Genomic DNA, 16,286 nt, shown 5'->3' with positions numbered 1-16,286 from the left:
GTAAGTCTAAAGAGCGCTACCCCCAGCGGCAAGCGAAGGCTTGCCGCTGGAAGAGGCCTGGGGTCAGATCATGCGCCACAGTTCCTGCGGCATGCCGGCGTAGGCCGCCAGCGGAGGCATGACGAACGACTGGATCACCTGGATCGCCAGGAAGGCGAAGATCGGCGAGATGTCCATGCCGCCGAGGTTGGGGATCAGGCGGCGGAACGGCGCCAGCACCGGCTCGCTGATCTGGTAGGCCAGTTCGGCGGCGGGGTTGTGGCTGTTCGGCGCGACCCAGGAGACGATCACCATGACGATCATCGCCACCCAGAAGATCTTCAGGAACAGCGACGTGATGCCGATGATCGCCCACAGCAGCAGGTGCAGCACGTCCCCGAAGGTGCCGTAGCTGACCATCAGCACGAAGGCCATCAGCAGCGCCTGGATGACCACTGCCAGTAGCAGCGACGAAGTGTCCAGGCCGGCGATGCTGGGGATGATGCGGCGGATCGGCTTGAGCAGCGGCTGGGTGGCGCGCACCGCGAACTGGCTCAGCGGGTTGTAGAAGTCGGCCTTGACCAGTTGCAGCACGAAACGCAGCAGGACGATCACCAGGTACAGGCTGACCAGGGTTTGCACCACGAAGATCACGGCGCCGGACAGTGCATTCATCGACAGCTCCTTATTTGCCCAATTGTTCGGCCAGCTCGGCCGAGCGCTTCGCCGCAGCCTGCAGCGCCTGCTCGACGATGGCCTCGAACCCGTTGCCCTGGAACGACTTGATCGCCGCCTCGGTGGTGCCGGCCGGCGAGGTCACGCGGCGGCGCAGCTCGGCGGCGTCGACGTCGCTGGCCACGGCCATGCGCGCGGCGCCCAGGGCGGTTTGCAAGGTCAGCTGCGAGGCGGTTTCACGCGGCAGGCCGAGTTTCTCGCCGGCGGCGGTCATGGCCTCGATCAGCAGGAAGAAATACGCCGGGCCGCTGCCGGAGACGGCAGTGACCGCGTCCAACTGCTGCTCTTCGCTCAGCCACAGCGCGGTGCCGACCGCCGACAGCAACTGTTCGGCCTGCTCGCGCTGTGCGTCGGTCACTTCGGCGGTGGCGTACAGGCCGCTGACGCCCTGGCGCAGCAGCGCCGGAGTGTTGGGCATGCAGCGCACCACGGGAATCTGCCCCAGCCAGGCTTGCAGGCTCGCGCAGGTGATGCCGGCGGCGATGGACACCACCAGTTGGCCGGCCTTGAGGTTCGGCTTCAGGGTTTCGCACACGGCCTTCATGACCTGCGGCTTGACGGCCAGGACGATCACGTCGACGCCGTCGATGGCCTGGGCGTTGCTTTCGAAGGCTTCGATGCCGTGCTCTGCCTGGATGCGCGCGCGGGTCTCGGCGCCTGGGTCGCTGGCGCGGATCTGCGCGGCGTCCAGGCCCTGGGCACGCAGGCCGCCGATCAGGCTGGCGGCCATGTTGCCGGCGCCGATAAAGGCGATACGTGTCTTGCTCATGTCAGGTCCTTAAAGGAAAGAGTGAGTAAAGCATGGATTCAGGGCTGCCCGTAATCACGGGCGCCAAACAGGGCGGTGCCGATGCGTACCCAGGTCGCGCCCTGGGCGATGGCGGCTTCGAGGTCGTGGCTCATGCCCATCGACAGGGTGTCCAGGCCAAGGCCCAGGCCCTCCTGCAACTGGCGCAGGCGGGCGAAGGCAGCCTCCTGGGCGGCGCGCTCGTCAGTGGGCTCGGGGATGGCCATCAGCCCGCGCAGGCGCAGGTTGGGCAGGCTGGCCACGGCCTGGGCCAGGACCGGCAGTGCGCTGGGGGTGCAGCCGGACTTGCTGTCCTCGCCGCTGACGTTCACCTGCAGGCAGATGTTGAGCGGCGGCAGGCTCGCGGGGCGCTGTTCTGACAGGCGTTGGGCGATCTTCAGTCGGTCCACGGAATGTACCCAGTCGAAGTGCTCGGCGATGGCTTTGGTCTTGTTCGACTGGATGGGGCCGATGAAGTGCCAGATCAAGGGCAGGTCGCGCAGCGCTTGCTGCTTGGCCAGGGCTTCCTGCAGGTAGTTCTCGCCCACGTCGCGCACGCCGGCGGCGTGGATTTCGCGGATGGCGCTGGCCGGCTTGGTCTTGCTCACCGCCAGCAACCGGACGCTGGCGGGGTCGCGCGCGGCCGCCCTGGCGGCGTGGTCGATACGGGCGGCGAGGGCGCCAAGGTTGTCTGCTATGGTGGACATGGATCGCTGCCGACGGCTTTAGGGTCTGCGGCATTCTACCTGCTTGATGGCCTTTGGGGAGTCTCATGGATGTGACCGACCTGCTGGCCCGCGCGCGTGCCGCGGGCGCCTCCGACCTGCACCTGGCCACCGGCGAGCCCCCGCTGCTGCGGGTTGCCGGGCAATTACGGCCAATGCAGCTGCCCGCCTTGCAGCCCCAGGCGCTGGAAGTGGGCCTGAGTGTTTTTCTTGATCGTGAGCAACAGCGCCAATGGGCGTCGGGCGATGACCTCGACCTGGCGTTGAGCCTGCCCACGGTGGGGCGCTTGCGGGCGAACCTGTTTCGCCAATATCGCGGCCCGGCGGCTAGCTTGCGGTTGATCGCCGAGCAGCTCCCGAATGTCGAGGCGTTGGGCCTGGCTCAGGTTGCCGCGCGCATCGCCGGGTACCGCGATGGCCTGGTGCTGGTGGGTGGGCCGACCGGCAGCGGCAAGACCAGCACCCTGGCGGCCTTGCTCGACCAGCTCAACCGTGAGCGCGCCGGGCATATCGTCACCCTCGAAGACCCCATCGAATTCGTGCACGCCAGCCAGCGCAGCCTGGTCACCCAGCGGGAGGTCGGTCGCCATTGCCGCGACTTCGCCCAGGGGCTGCGCAGCGCCTTGCGCCAGGACCCGGATGTGCTCATGGTCGGCGAGCTGCGAGACCTGGAGAGCATTCGCCTGGCGCTGCGCGCGGCGGAGACCGGCCACCTGGTGCTGGCGACCGTGCACACGCGCTCGGCGGCCAGCAGCATCGAGCGGTTGGTGGAGGTGTTCGCCGCTGAGGAGAAGGCGCTGGTGCGGGCGATGTTGGCGGACTCGCTGCAAATGGTGGTCGCGCAGGTGCTGGTCGAGCGGGTGGACGGAGGGCGGGTGGCCGCGCGGGAGGTGTTGGTGGCCACGCCCGCGGTGCGCAACCTGGTGCGCGAGGGGCGGACGGCGCAGTTGGCGTCGGTGATGCAGGCGGGTGGGGCGTTGGGGATGCGGACGATGGAGGGGGCCATGGGGGAATTGCTGGCCCGGGGTGTCATTGCAGCAGGGTAGTACCTGTACCGGCCCTATCGCGGGCTTGCCCCGCGATAGGGCCGGTACAGGCGATGAAAGCGTGCGATCAGCGCTTGGCCAGCCGCAGCGCCTCTTGTTCCTTCGGCAGCACCCGCTTGGCCACCACGTAATGCTTCTGCCAGTAAGGCTTCTCCAGGCTGTCGATGCTCACCCGCTTGCCGGTGCGCGGCGCATGGATGAAGCGGTCGTTGCCCAGGTAGATGGCGACGTGGTTCACCCGGCGGCTCTTGATGTTGAAGAAGATCAGGTCGCCCGGCTTGAGGTCGTCACGCGCCACCTTCACGCCGTGGCCCTGGGCCATGGCATTGGAGGTGCGCGGCAGGTCGACGTCGGCGACGTCGTTGAACGCGTACTTGACCAGCCCGCTGCAATCGAAGCCCTTGCCGGGCGTGCTGCCGCCCCAGCGGTACGGGGTGCCGAGCACATTCACCGCGCGGCTGAGCACTTCGCTGCTCTGCTTCGGCGACATGGCCGCCACGGGAAGACCCGGGGCCTTGGCGGCGTTGGCGGGGCGACTGCGCACGGCGACCTGCTGGGTCGGCGCGCGTTTCACGGTGGCACTGGTGTTGGTGGTGTAGCCAGTGAAGCCGTTGGGAAGACGTTGCTCACGGTTGGTGGCGTGGGCAGCCAGGGGCAATAAAAGGCAGAGGGTCAGCCATGTCTTGATGAAAGGCGGCATAGATGAAGCTCTTTATAGGTGTTGGCGCGCAACTTTATAACAGCTTTCTGATCAAATTCTGATCCGTTGGTCGATTGGCCAGTTACCATACGTCGGGTCAAAATGAAAAAGTCACATTTTCGCTTAGAAAATTTTCGGCTATGCCACGAGGGCTATGAATGAACAGTTATCAACAAGGTGCGCCCTTGCATGACACCCACAGCAAGGTCATCGGCTACCTGCTGTGGATCTTCGGCTTCACCGGCTCCCACCGTTTCTACTACGGCAAGCCGATCACCGGGACGATCTGGTTCTTCACCCTGGGATTGCTGGGCATCGGCTGGTTGATCGACCTGTTCCTGATCCCGTCGATGGACCGCGAGGCCGACCTGCGCTTCCAGCCGGGACGGGTGAACTACAGCATCACCTGGATCTTCCTGACCTTCCTGGGGCTGTTCGGCGTGCACCGGTTGTACATGGGCAAGTGGATCACGGCGTTGATCTACTTCTTCACCGGCGGGTTGTTCCTGGTGGGCGTGCTGTATGACTTCTGGACGTTGAACACCCAGGTGTCCCAGGTCAACGGCGAGCGGCGTTGAATTCATCGCGGGGCAAGCCCGCTCCTACAAGGATCGTGTGAGCTTTGTAGGAGCGGGCCAGGCCACGCAGCCAAAAAAGAAGGCCTTGCCGGGGCTCCCCAGGCAAGGCCTTCTTTTCATTCCATCACTGCCGCGTCTGGCGCTGCTGCAACAGCAGGTTGCTGAACCCTGCCCCCGCCAACTGCTTCTGCGCCACGGTCAGCTGTTCACGGTTGCTGAACGGCCCGACCAGCACGCGGTACCAGGTCTCGTCCTTCACCGTGCCCGACTCCACCTTCACCACCTGCCCTAGCAGGATGATCTGCGCGCGCACCTTGTCGGCATCGGCTTCCTTGCGGAACGACCCCGCCTGGAGGAAGAACTGCGTGGTGGCCGCCGGCTTGATCACCGGCGGCGCCGGCGGTGGCGTTTGCCCCAGCAACGCCGCCTGGGCGCGGGCAGTGTCGATCTTCGCCGCTTCGGCCGGGGTCACTGGCGTGGTCGGCACCGGTTGCGCAGGCACTGGCGGGGTTTTCTCTGGCACGGCCTCGGGCGGCACGATCACTTCCGACTCTGGCAGCAAGGTATAGAAGTCGTACTTCGGCTTGACCGGCTGCTGTGGCGTCACCGCCGCGCCCTTGTCCGCCTCGGCGACCTTGGCCGGCTTCTGTTGCTCGGGCTTGGCGCGCTTGATGTCCTCGCCGCCGGGCTCCAGTTTCATCAGGAAGACGATGAAGGCACCGACGGTGAGGCCGACCGCCAGCCACACCCAGCCCGGAATCGGCTGCTTGGCCGGCGCCTGGTAGCGGCTCGCGCCGCGCTTGGGGGCGGGCTTTTTCTTGGCAGCCAACTTACATGCGCTCCAGGGTTTCCAGGCCGAGCAGTTCCAGGCCCTGTTTGAGGGTGAGGCCGGTCAGCGCAGCCAGGCGCAGGCGGCTCTGCTGCTGCTCCGGGGTGTCGGCGGCGAGGATCGGGCAGTTCTCGTAGAAGCTCGAGAACAGGCCAGCCAGGTCGTACAGGTAGCTGCACAGCACGTGCGGGGTGCCCTTGTCGGCGACGTTGTTGAGGATCTCGCCGAACTGCGCCAGGCGCGCGGCCAGGTCCTGCTCCTGGGCGGCCTGCAGCACGATCTGCCCGTCGACCTCGTCGAAGCCCTTGCCCAACTTGCGGAACACCCCGGCCACGCGGGTGTAGGCATACAGCAGGTAGGGCGCGGTGTTGCCTTCGAAGTTGAGCATCTGTTCGAAGTTGAAGCTGTAGTCGCTGGCGCGGTGCTTGGACAGGTCGGCGTACTTCACCGCGCCGATGCCAACCACTTCACCGATGCGGCGCAGTTCGTCCTCGCCCAGGCCCGGGTTCTTTTCCTTGACCAGCGCGTAGGCGCGCTCCTTGGCCTCGGTCAGCAGGTCGATCAGCTTGACGGTGCCGCCGTCGCGGGTCTTGAACGGGCGGCCATCGGCGCCGTTCATGGTGCCGAAGCCCATGTGCTCCATCTGCATCGGGTGGCCGACGAAACCGGCGCGGCGGGCCACTTCGAACACCTGGTTGAAGTGCAGGGCCTGGCGCTGGTCGACGAAGTACAGGGCGCGGTCGGCCTTGAGCACGTTGCTGCGGTAGCGCACCGCGGCCAGGTCGGTGGTGGCGTACAGGTAGCCGCCGTCGGCCTTCTGCACGATCACCGGCAGCGGCTCGCCCTCGGTGTTCTTGAATTCATCGAGGAACACGCACTGCGCGCCCTGGCTCTCGACCAGCAGGCCGCTGGCCTTGAGGTCGGCGACCACGTTGGCCAGGTCGTCGTTGTAGGCGCTCTCGCCCATCACGTCGGCCATGGTCAGCTTGACGTTGAGCAGCTCGTAGGTCTTCTGGCAGTGCGACAGCGAGATGTCCTTGAAGCGCGTCCACAGCGCCAGGCACTCCGGGTCCCCGGCTTGCAGCTTGACCACCAGGCCGCGGGCGCGGGTGGCGAAGTCCTCGGACTCGTCGAAGCGCTTCTTCGCAGCGCGGTAGAAGTTTTCCAGGTCCGACAGCTCGTCGCTGGTGACCGGGTTTTCCTCCAGGTAGGCCAGCAGCATGCCGAACTGGGTGCCCCAGTCGCCCACGTGGTTCTGCCGGACCACCTGGTCGCCGAGGAACTCCAGCACGCGCGCGACGCTGTCGCCGATGATGGTCGAGCGCAGGTGGCCGACGTGCATCTCCTTGGCCAGGTTCGGCGCCGACATGTCGATCACCACCTTCTCGGCCACGCCGGCCTTGCGCACGCCCAGGTGGTCGTCGGCCAGGGCGGCGTCCAGGCGATTGGCCAGGGCGTCGGTGTTCTGGAAGAAGTTCAGGAAGCCCGGGCCGGCGATCTCGACCTTGCTGATATCGGCGCTGGCCGGCAGCGCGGCGATGATCTTGTCGGCCAGGTCGCGCGGCTTCATGCCAGCCGGCTTGGCCAGCATCATGGCGATGTTGCTGGCGAAGTCGCCGTGGGTCTTGTCACGGGCGTTTTCCACCTGGATCGCCGGCGTCAGGCCTTCAGGCAACGCACCGTCGTGGACGAGTTGGGTGAGGGCTTGCTGGATCAGCTGGCGAATGGTGTCTTTCATCGGGATCTCTTTTCGACCGCAAGCGCGGTGCAGCGCTTCGATGCGCAGGTGGAAAAACGGGGCATTATCCGTGGCTGGCGCGTCATTGCCAACCTCTACGGCTCGCCACGCCGCCGCCGTCCCCCTGGGTGAGCGCGGTGGCTAGTAGAGGTCGACCGGGTCCACATCCAGCGACCAGCGCACCTGCCGCCCCGACGGCATCTGCTCCAACACTAGCAGCCAGGCGCCGATCAGGCGATGCAAGGGGGCCCGGGCGTTGGCCTGGATCAACAATTGCGCGCGGAAGCGCCCGGCACGGCGTTCCATCGGCGCCGGCACTGGGCCGAGCAGTTCGATGCCCTGGGCGCCTTGCTCGGCCAGCAGGCGCTCGGCGGCGCTGCACGCCTCGTCAAGAAAACCTTCCGCCTGCCCCGGCTTGTGCGCCTCGGCGCGCAGCAGCGCCAGGTGCGAGAACGGCGGCAAGCCGGCGGCACGGCGCTCGCTCAGGGCTTGTTCGGCGAAGGCGAAGTAGCCTTGTTCGGTCAATTGCACCAGCAGCGGGTGCTCGGCCAGGTGGGTCTGCACGATCACCTTGCCCGGCTCCTCGGCGCGCCCGGCACGCCCGGCCACCTGCACGATCAACTGCGCCATGCGCTCGCTGGCGCGGAAGTCGCCGGAGAACAGGCCACCGTCGGCATCGAGGATCGCCACCAGGGTCACCCGTGGGAAGTGGTGGCCCTTGGCGAGCATCTGCGTGCCCACCAGGATGCTCGGCTGGCCGCGCTGGATGGTGGTGAACAGGTTGTGCATGGCGTCTTTGCGCGAGGTGCTGTCGCGGTCCACGCGCAGCACTGGGTACTCGGGGAACAGTGTCTTCAGGCGGTCCTCGGCGCGCTCGGTGCCGGCGCCCACCGGCCGCAGGTCGACGTGCGCGCACTGCGGGCATTGCAGCGGCAGGCGCTCGTCGTAGCCGCAGTGGTGGCAGCGCAGCACGCCGGAGCGTTGGTGCACGGTCATTCGCGCGTCACAGCGGGGGCATTCGGACAGCCAGCCGCAGTCATGGCACAGCAGGGTCGGGGCGAAGCCGCGGCGGTTGAGGAACACCAGCACCTGCTGGCCTGCCGCCAAGGTCTGGCCGATGGCCTGTTGCAGCGGGCCGCTGATACCGCTGTCCAGCGGCAGGCTGCGCACGTCCAGGCGCAGGAAGCGTGGCGCGCGGGCGCCGCCGGCTCGCTGGTTCATGCGCAGCAGGCCGTAGCGACCGTTGTGGGCATTGTGCAGGCTTTCCAGCGACGGGGTCGCCGAGCCCAGCAAGATCGGGATGTTCTCCTGGTGCGCGCGCACCACGGCGAGGTCGCGGGCGTGATAGCGCAGGCCTTCTTGCTGCTTGTAGGAGCCGTCGTGCTCCTCGTCGATGATGATCAGCCCCGGGTGCTTCATCGGGGTGAACAAGGCCGAACGGGTGCCGATGATGATGTCGGCCTCGCCGTCACGTGCGGCCAGCCAGGCATCCAGGCGCTCGCGGTCGTTCACCGCCGAGTGCAGCAGGGCGATGCGCGCGTTGAAGCGCTGCTCGAAACGCGCCAGGGTCTGCGGGCCGAGGTTGATCTCGGGGATGAGGATCAGCGCCTGCTTGCCAGCTTCCAGCGTTTCTCGGATCAGTTGCAGGTACACCTCGGTCTTGCCGCTGCCGGTGACGCCGGCCAGCAAGAAGGCGTGGAAACCGCCGAAGCCCGAGCGCACCGCCTCGAACGCCGCGCGCTGCTCTTCGTTGAGCGGCAACTCCGGCTGCGCCAGCCAATGTTCGTGACGTGGCGGCGGCAGATGGCGGCGCACCTCCACGTGCACGAGCTCCTTGGCCAGCAGCAGGTCGAGGCTGTCCTTGTTCAGGCCGAGCTTGCCGAGCACGCCATGGGCGACCCCGTGCGGGTGTTGGGCGAGGGCCTGCAAGGCCTCGCGCTGGCGCGGGGCGCGGGCGATGCGCGGGTCTTCCAGGCGTGCGCCGGGGGCGATGTGCCAGAAGCGCTCTTGGCGCACCTCGGCCGACTCGCCCTGGCGCAACAGCACCGGCAGCGCCCAACTGAAGGTGTCGCCGAGGCTGTGCTGGTAGTAGTGGGCGGTCCACAGGCACAGCTTGAACAGCGCCGGTGGCAGCGGCGAAACCGGGTCGAGCAACTGGCTCGCCGGCTTGAGCTTGTCGGCCGGCACTTCGCTGCGCTCGCATACCTCCACCAACACACCGATCATCTCGCGACGGCCGAACGGCACACGAAAGCGCATGCCCGGGGTCAACTGCTGGCGCGCCATGGCAGCCGTGGCCCGGTAGTCGAACAGGCGACGCAGGGGCGAGGGCAGGGCAAGGCGCAAGATGACGTCGGACACGCGGCAGGTCTCTGAAAGGCATTTCGGGGTTGTTGCGAATTCCGGCGAGCCTAGCAGACGACCATCGGTGCAAGCGACAACTTGCGCTGGCGTGCGGCTCTGGTATCATTCGCCGCCTATTTACGTGCGGTATTCAACAATGGTGTTGGATGGCGGCACGCAGCTCGAGGAAGTGACCATGAAAGCAGATATTCATCCGAACTACGAAGTAGTTGCAGTCACCTGCAGCTGCGGCAGCAAATTCGAAACCCGTTCGACCCTGGCCAAGCCGCTGGCGATCGACGTGTGCTCCCAGTGCCACCCGTTCTACACTGGCAAGCAGAAAGTCCTGGACACCGGTGGTCGCGTACAGAAGTTCGCCGATCGCTTCGGTATGTTCGGTACCAAGAAGTAATCATGCGCACGGCGAGCCCCTCGGGTTTCGCAGTGTGGCAAAAGAAGGCGCCCCTCGTGGGCGCCTTTTTTATTGCCGCTCTCTGGCACCTCCCGGCGCTGGCCTTCTGTCCGCTGCCGGGCGCGGCCCAATCGGTGGCGGTACGCCAGGTGGTCGACGGCGACACCCTGCGCCTGAGCGATGGCCGCAGCGTGCGGATGATCGGCATCAACGCCCCGGAGATCGGCCGCAAGGGGCGCCCCAGCGAGCCCTACGCCGAGGCGGCCCGGCGCCGCTTGCAGGCGCTGGTCAAGGCCAGCGACGGACGTGTCGGGTTGGTGCCGGGAGTGGAAGCGAAAGACAAGTACGGCCGTACCTTGGCGCATATCTACGGGCGCAACGGCGACAATCTGGAAGCGCAACTGCTCAGCGAAGGCCTGGGCTACCGCGTGGCCGTGGCGCCCAACGTGCGCTTGGCCGGCTGCCAGCAGCAGGCCGAACAGGCCGCCAGGCAGGCCCGCGTCGGGCTTTGGCGGCAATCGCCGGTGCTGCGCGCGGGGCAGGTGGCGCGCTCGGGCTTCGCCGTCGTCGGTGGCACGGTGCGCGCCATCGAGCGCAACAGCGGTGGGGTCTGGCTGGAGCTGGACGACGCCGTGGTGCTGCAGGTTCCCGCTCGTCTGCGGCGCAACTTTCCGGCGAGCTTCTTCGATAACCTCAAGGGGCGCCCGGTCGAGGCGCGCGGTTGGGTGCTGGACCGTTCCCGCAGGGGCGGCCTCAAGCCTGGGCAGCGCCGCTGGGTATTGCCGTTGACCGACCCGAGCATGCTGCAGAGGGTCCAGGGCTGAAAAACTTGTAGACATTCCGCCGCATGATTGTACACACTGATTGCCATGCGCCCCGTGGGTTGTAGCGTAAAGTCGTAGGCCAAAGGCCTTGACACTTGTGACCGGGCAGTCTTGTCGCCCCCCGGCTCTTTGCGTATCCTCGGCGGTCCGTCAGAACAGTAAACAGCGGAATGCCCATCATGTCAGACCTGAAAACCGCCGCTCTCGATTATCACGCTCAACCTCGTCCGGGGAAACTGAGCGTCGAGCTCACCAAGCCCACCGCCACCGCCCGCGACCTCGCCCTGGCCTACAGCCCAGGCGTCGCCGAGCCCGTGCGCGAAATCGGCCGTGACCCGGAGCTGGCCTACAAATACACCGGCAAGGGCAACCTGGTCGCGGTGATCTCCGATGGCACCGCCATCCTCGGTCTGGGTGACCTCGGCCCACTGGCGTCCAAGCCGGTGATGGAAGGCAAGGGCGTTCTGTTCAAGCGTTTCGCCGGTGTCGACGTGTTCGACATCGAAGTCGAGTCGGAGAGCCCTCAAGCCTTCATCGACACCGTTCGCCGTATCTCGATCACCTTCGGTGGCATCAACCTCGAGGACATCAAGGCGCCAGAGTGCTTCGAAATCGAACGCGCCCTGATCGAGCAGTGCGACATCCCGGTCTTCCACGATGACCAGCACGGCACCGCGATCGTCACCGCGGCCGGCATGATCAACGCCCTGGAAATCGCCGGCAAGACCCTGGAAGACGCGAAGATCGTCTGCCTGGGCGCTGGCGCTGCCGCCATCTCCTGCATGAAGCTGCTGGTGAGCATGGGTGCCAAGGTCGAGAACATCTTCATGATCGACCGCACCGGCGTGATCCACGCTGGCCGCGACGACCTGAACCAGTACAAGGCCCAGTTCGCCCACGCCACCGACAAGCGCACCCTGGCCGACGCCCTGGAAGGCGCTGACGTGTTCGTCGGCCTGTCCGGCCCGAACCTGCTGAGCGCGGAAGGCCTGAAGTCGATGGCTGCCAACCCGATCGTGTTCGCCTGCTCGAACCCAGATCCAGAAATCAAGCCGGAGCTGGCCCACGCCACCCGCAGCGACGTGATCATGGCCACCGGTCGTTCCGACTACCCGAACCAGGTCAACAACGTGCTGGGCTTCCCGTTCATCTTCCGTGGCGCCCTGGACGTCCGTGCCAAGCGCATCAACGAAGAGATGAAGATCGCCGCCGCCATCGCCCTGAAAGACCTGGCCAAGCTGCCGGTTCCGAAGGAAGTTTGCGACGCCTACGGCGTGCAGGCACTGGAGTTCGGCCGTGAGTACATCATTCCGAAGCCGCTGGATTCGCGCCTGATCACCGTGGTTTCCGATGCCGTGGCCAAGGCCGCCATCGAATCCGGCGTGGCCACCCTGCCGTATCCGAAGCACTACCCGCTCAAGAGCGTGGATGACGTGTTCAACGGCTGATGCCGTAGCGTCATGAAAAAGCCCCGGCTCGTGAGAGCCGGGGCTTTTTTTGTGTCGTCGTGGTGGTTTGTCCGGCCCTATCGCGGGGCCGCCGCGCTTCGCGTTTAGAACAGGTCTATCGGCGCCGCTTCATCCGCTGGCAGCGGGCTGCCCGGTGCCGCACCGTTGCCCAGTTCGTCCACCGAAGGCGGCGAGTCCTCGGCCTTGAACAGCTCGAAGTAGGCATTCGGCGTGCTCGGGGTGGCGGCGCGGCCGCTGACCGGGTCGACGCGCAGGCTGAGGATGCCTTCTGGCTCTGCCGGTGCATGTTCGGGCTTGCCCTTGAGTGCCGCCCCCATGAAGTTCATCCAGATCGGCAGTGCCGCAGTGCCGCCGTATTCACGGCGACCCAGGGTCTCGGGCTGGTCGAAGCCGACCCACACGGTGGTCACGTAGTCGGCGTTGTAGCCGGAGAACCAGGCGTCCTTCGATTCGTTGGTGGTGCCGGTCTTGCCCGCCAGGTCGCCGCGGCCCAAGGCCAATGCGCGGCGGCCAGTGCCGCGCTTGATCACGTCCTGCAGCATGCTGGTGAGGATGTAGGTGGTGCGCCCGTCGATGATGCGTTCGGCCACTGCTGGGGCTTGCGCAACGGCAGGTGCCTGGCCAAAGGCCGGTTGTGCCTCGCCGGGCAGCGCAGCGGTGCTGATCGGCTGCTCCGGCGCGGCGAGGCCCGCCTGGTCCTGGTTGCCTTGCGTGGCGCGGGGCGGGTTGGCGGTGAACAGCGTTTCGCCGTTGCGGCTCTCGATGCGTTCGATCAGGTACGGGGCGATCTTGTAGCCCCCGTTGGCGAAGGTGCTCCAGCCGGTGGCGATCTCCATCGGCGTCAGGGTAGCGGTGCCCAGCGCCAGCGACAGGTTGCGTGGCAGGTCCTGTTTGTTGAAGCCGAACTTGGCGATGTAGTCGATGGTGCGGTCCACGCCCATCGCCTGCAGCAGGCGGATCGACACCAGGTTTCGCGACTTGTACAGCGCCTCGCGCATGCGGATCGGGCCGAGGAAGGTGTTGGTGTCGTTCTTCGGTCGCCAGACCTTGTCGAGGTATTCGTCGACGAACACGATCGGCGCGTCGTTGACCAGGCTGGAGGCGGTGTAGCCGCTGTCCAGCGCGGCACTATAGATGAAGGGCTTGAAGCTCGATCCCGGCTGGCGCTTGGCCTGCATGGCGCGGTTGTAGTTGCTCTGCTCGAACGAGAAACCGCCGACCAGTGCGCGGATTGCCCCGTCGTAAGGGTCGAGGGTGACCAGCGCGCTCTGCGCCCCGGGCACCTGGCTGAACTTCAGCTTGCCGTCTTCCAGGCGCTGTACGCGCACCAGGTCGCCGACTTGGGCGACGTCGGCCGGCGACGTCGGCGAGCGGCCCTGGGCGTTGCTGTTGATGAACGGGCGCGCCCACTTCATGGTGTCCCAGGCCACGTCCTCGTCCTGGCCGCCACGTGTCAGTACCTTCAGGCCATGCTTGTCGACCTGGGTGACGATGGCCGGTTCCAGGCCGCCGAGGGGGCGTTGCTTGCTGAGTTCCTGCTGCCAGGCGGCGCGGGTCTTGCCGGGCAGGCGCGATTCCGGACCACGGTAGCCGTGGCGTTCATCGTATTCGGAGAGGCCCTTGAGCACGGCGCTGTTGGCCATCTCCTGCATGTCGCTGGGCACCGTGGTGGTGACCCGGAAGCCTTCGGTGTAGGCGTCGCTGCCATAGCGCCCGACCATCTCGGCGCGGGCCATCTCGGCCACGTACGGGGCGTTCACTTCCGGCGCCGGCACGTGATAGCTGGCGTTCAGCGGCTCGGCCAGGGCGGTTTGGTAGCTGGCTTCGTCGATCTTGCCCAGCTTGTACATGCGCCCGAGGATCCAGTCGCGGCGCTCCTTGGCGCGCACCGGGTTGGCCAGCGGGTTGAAGCGCGACGGCGCCTTCGGCAGGCCGGCGATCATCGCCATCTGCGCCAGGCTCACGTCACGGATCGACTTGCCGTAGTACACCTGCGCGGCGGCGTCGATGCCGTAGGCGCGGTTGCCCAGGTAGATCTTGTTGACGTACAGCTCGAGGATCTCGTCCTTGGTCAGCTCGCGCTCGATCTGCAAGGCCAGGAGGATCTCGTTGGTCTTGCGCGAGAAGCTGCGCTCGCTGGTCAGGAAGAAGTTCTTCGCCACCTGCATGGTGATGGTGCTGCCACCGGTCTGGATATGACCAGACTTGAGCAACTGGGTCGCGGCACGCATCAGGCTGCTCGGGTCGACCCCGTAGTGGTTGAGGAAATTATCGTCCTCTGCTGACAGAAGCGCCTGGATGAACTGTGGGGGAATTTCCGCGAAACGGATCGGAGACCGCCGCATCTCGCCGAACTCGGCAATCAGCTTGCCGTCGCTGCTGTACACCCTCAGCGGTATCTGCAACTGGATGCTTCTGAGCGAATCGACCGAGGGCAGGCTGGGGCTAAGATACAGAAACGCACCGCTCACACCGAGTACGAGCGCACAGATGACTGCGACGAAAGACCACCAGAAGAACTTCAGCAGGCGTATCAAGGCTTTTGGGTGTCCAGGTTGGGGAGTGGGTTGCGCGCGGGGCCGGCGGGCTGAAAAACGCTGGGCATTATAAGCATTTTTCGCTTCGCCGGGTGACCGCCCGGGCGGGGTCTCACCTCGAATTCACTGGCGGCGAGGGATCGCCGCAGGCAAAAGGGAAACAGCGATGCTTGGACGCTTCGGCACGGATGCCGGTTCACTCCTGGGGGTGGAAATCACCTCCGATTCCATTCGAATGCTTCAACTGCAGCGGGCGCGAGGGTGTCGCCGCGTGTTGGCATGGGCGCTGGAGCCGCTTGTCCCGGCGCCCGGTGAGACAGGCGACCCGCTGGTGGCGGCGCTGCGCCGGGCGCATCGCCGTTGCGGCAGTCGGCAACGCCAGGTGGCGGTGGCCTTGCCCGGGTCGCAGGTGATCTGCAAGCGCTGCCCAATGCCCGCTGCGTTGCCCGAGAACGAACGCGAGGCGTACCTGCTGGCGGAGGCGGAGCGGCTGTTCCCCTTCCCTTTGGAGGACCTGGCCCTCGACTTTCAGGTAATAGGGCCGTCGCCTCGGCAGCCGGGCGCGTTGGATGTGTTGGTCGGTGCTTGCCGGCACAGCCAGTTCGAGCCGTTGCTCCAGCAGTTCGATGCGGCGGGGTTGGAGGTGCTGGCGGTCGAGGTCGACAGCCTGGCCCTGCATCGCGCCCTGCCGATGGGGACGCAAACCGTCTTGCAACTTGAAGCCGACGGCATGACCGTGCACGCCTGGCCCGAAGGCAGTGTTGCCTGGCGTCGTGAGCAACGCGGTGGCGGGTTGTGTCTGGACAGCCTCGAGCGCTGGTTGGCCGGTGTCGGGAATTGGCGTCAAGGCCCGCTGTTGATCGCAGGCGCCGCGGCTTCAGCGCAAGCTGCCAAGGCGGTGGTGGATCGCCTGGGCATGGCGTGCGAGGTTTTTCAGCCGCTGAGCGGCTACGACCTGCGAGGCGTGGAGGACGTCACCGCGCTGTCCAGGGCTGGCAGCGCCTTCGCGCTCGCCTGCGGCCTGGCGTTGGGGGATGGGCGATGAGCGTGCGCCTGAACCTGATGCCCTGGCGCGAGCGCCAGCGCGCGAGTGCGCTCCGGCGCTTCTGCCAGAGGTTGGTCGGCTGCCTGGTGTTGGCGCTGGTCGGTGTCATGGTGGTCGACCGCCTGGCCTACCTGCGTGTGCAGCAACAGGCCAGGGCCGGCGTCGCGCAACAGGCGGCACTCCAGGCGCTGGACAGCCAGCGCCAGCACTTGCAAGGCCTCGCTGAATCGCGCCTGGCACTGGAGGCCCAGCAGGCGCTATTGGCAGGGCTTGGGGCGAGCCAGGGCGTGGTGGCGCTGCTGCTCGCGGAGCTGGAACGCGCGATGCCGGGAGGCATGCGCCTGCGCGGCCTGGACCTGCAAGGCGAGCGCCTGTCGATCAGTGGCCTGGCCACGTCGCCGGCGGTCCTGGCGCAGTTCATGCGCGACCTGGTGCACTCCGATGTCTTGTCGGTGTTGGAGCTCAAGCAGGTTGAAGGGGGGGCAGAGGGTGATGCGTTCCTGCTGCTCGCCCGCCTGATGAAGGCCCCGTCGTGAACG

At 66.5% G+C, this 16,286-nt stretch carries 15 protein-coding genes; 7 read left to right on the top strand and 8 right to left on the bottom strand.

Annotation, left to right across the window (positions count from 1 at the left end):
• Nucleotides 1-63: 63 nt before the first annotated feature.
• The 3 genes from P0Y43_RS25630 to P0Y43_RS25620 are packed head-to-tail and all read right to left on the bottom strand — an operon-like array spanning nucleotide 64 to nucleotide 2,208.
• Complete coding sequence (locus P0Y43_RS25630) at nucleotides 64-654, bottom strand: YggT family protein (protein ID WP_275640042.1); 591 nt, start codon at nucleotides 652-654, stop codon at nucleotides 64-66.
• 10 nt (nucleotides 655-664) lie between these two features.
• Entirely contained in the window at nucleotides 665-1,483 is an 819-nt protein-coding gene (gene proC, locus P0Y43_RS25625) for a pyrroline-5-carboxylate reductase (protein ID WP_275640041.1), read from the bottom strand.
• A gap of 38 nt (nucleotides 1,484-1,521) precedes the next feature.
• Entirely contained in the window at nucleotides 1,522-2,208 is a 687-nt protein-coding gene (locus P0Y43_RS25620) for a YggS family pyridoxal phosphate-dependent enzyme (protein WP_275640040.1), read from the bottom strand.
• A 65-nt stretch (nucleotides 2,209-2,273) separates the two neighbouring features.
• Here P0Y43_RS25620 and P0Y43_RS25615 point away from each other — a divergent pair, with 65 nt between their 5' ends.
• Nucleotides 2,274-3,272, top strand: coding sequence for a type IV pilus twitching motility protein PilT (locus P0Y43_RS25615; protein WP_275640039.1), 999 nt, complete (start codon nucleotides 2,274-2,276; stop codon nucleotides 3,270-3,272).
• 67 nt (nucleotides 3,273-3,339) lie between these two features.
• Here P0Y43_RS25615 and P0Y43_RS25610 read toward each other — a convergent pair whose 3' ends face one another.
• Complete coding sequence (locus P0Y43_RS25610; RefSeq protein ID WP_275640038.1) at nucleotides 3,340-3,972, bottom strand: C40 family peptidase; 633 nt, start codon at nucleotides 3,970-3,972, stop codon at nucleotides 3,340-3,342.
• A 158-nt stretch (nucleotides 3,973-4,130) separates the two neighbouring features.
• Between P0Y43_RS25610 and P0Y43_RS25605 the strand changes: the two genes are divergently transcribed.
• A complete protein-coding gene (locus tag P0Y43_RS25605) occupies nucleotides 4,131-4,550 on the top strand; it encodes an NINE protein (RefSeq protein ID WP_275640037.1) in 420 nt (139 codons plus the stop codon).
• A 124-nt stretch (nucleotides 4,551-4,674) separates the two neighbouring features.
• On the opposite strand, the gene P0Y43_RS25600 is transcribed toward P0Y43_RS25605, so the two are convergent.
• The 3 genes from P0Y43_RS25600 to P0Y43_RS25590 form a co-directional block, all read right to left on the bottom strand.
• Nucleotides 4,675-5,379, bottom strand: a complete 705-nt coding sequence (locus P0Y43_RS25600; protein WP_275640036.1) for an SPOR domain-containing protein — start codon at nucleotides 5,377-5,379, stop codon at nucleotides 4,675-4,677.
• A gap of 1 nt (nucleotide 5,380) precedes the next feature.
• Nucleotides 5,381-7,117 (bottom strand): arginine--tRNA ligase, encoded by a 1,737-nt coding sequence (gene argS, locus P0Y43_RS25595; protein WP_275640035.1) that lies wholly within the window; start codon nucleotides 7,115-7,117, stop codon nucleotides 5,381-5,383.
• A 141-nt stretch (nucleotides 7,118-7,258) separates the two neighbouring features.
• Nucleotides 7,259-9,478 carry a primosomal protein N' gene (locus tag P0Y43_RS25590; protein ID WP_275640034.1) on the bottom strand — a complete coding sequence of 740 codons (2,220 nt, stop codon included), beginning with the start codon at nucleotides 9,476-9,478 and terminating at the stop codon, nucleotides 7,259-7,261.
• A 178-nt stretch (nucleotides 9,479-9,656) separates the two neighbouring features.
• On the opposite strand from P0Y43_RS25590, the gene rpmE reads away from it, so the two are divergent.
• The 3 genes from rpmE (at nucleotide 9,657) to P0Y43_RS25575 (ending at nucleotide 12,144) form a co-directional block, all read left to right on the top strand.
• On the top strand, nucleotides 9,657-9,872 hold the full coding sequence (gene rpmE / locus P0Y43_RS25585) for a 50S ribosomal protein L31 (protein ID WP_029614303.1): 216 nt from the start codon (nucleotides 9,657-9,659) through the stop codon (nucleotides 9,870-9,872).
• Between the two features lie 2 nt (nucleotides 9,873-9,874).
• Nucleotides 9,875-10,696, top strand: a complete 822-nt coding sequence (locus P0Y43_RS25580; protein WP_275640033.1) for a thermonuclease family protein — start codon at nucleotides 9,875-9,877, stop codon at nucleotides 10,694-10,696.
• A 179-nt stretch (nucleotides 10,697-10,875) separates the two neighbouring features.
• Nucleotides 10,876-12,144: a malic enzyme-like NAD(P)-binding protein gene (locus P0Y43_RS25575; RefSeq protein ID WP_275640032.1), complete on the top strand. Its 1,269-nt coding sequence runs from the start codon at nucleotides 10,876-10,878 to the stop codon at nucleotides 12,142-12,144.
• A 104-nt stretch (nucleotides 12,145-12,248) separates the two neighbouring features.
• On the opposite strand, the gene P0Y43_RS25570 is transcribed toward P0Y43_RS25575, so the two are convergent.
• Complete coding sequence (locus P0Y43_RS25570) at nucleotides 12,249-14,699, bottom strand: penicillin-binding protein 1A (RefSeq protein ID WP_430540289.1); 2,451 nt, start codon at nucleotides 14,697-14,699, stop codon at nucleotides 12,249-12,251.
• A 169-nt stretch (nucleotides 14,700-14,868) separates the two neighbouring features.
• On the opposite strand from P0Y43_RS25570, the gene pilM reads away from it, so the two are divergent.
• The gene (gene pilM / locus P0Y43_RS25565) at nucleotides 14,869-15,747 is read left to right on the top strand and encodes a type IV pilus biogenesis protein PilM (protein WP_275640030.1); all 879 of its coding nucleotides are present in this window, start codon (nucleotides 14,869-14,871) and stop codon (nucleotides 15,745-15,747) included.
• Complete coding sequence (locus P0Y43_RS25560; protein ID WP_275640029.1) at nucleotides 15,744-16,283, top strand: PilN domain-containing protein; 540 nt, start codon at nucleotides 15,744-15,746, stop codon at nucleotides 16,281-16,283. Before pilM ends, P0Y43_RS25560 begins: the two co-directional genes overlap by 4 nt.
• The last annotated feature ends 3 nt before the right edge of the window (nucleotides 16,284-16,286 follow it).

The sequence above is a fragment of the Pseudomonas entomophila genome (assembly GCF_029193575.1).
Classification (GTDB): Bacteria; Pseudomonadota; Gammaproteobacteria; order Pseudomonadales; family Pseudomonadaceae; genus Aquipseudomonas; species Aquipseudomonas entomophila_G.
This window is presented reverse-complemented; position numbering and strand designations above follow the sequence as displayed.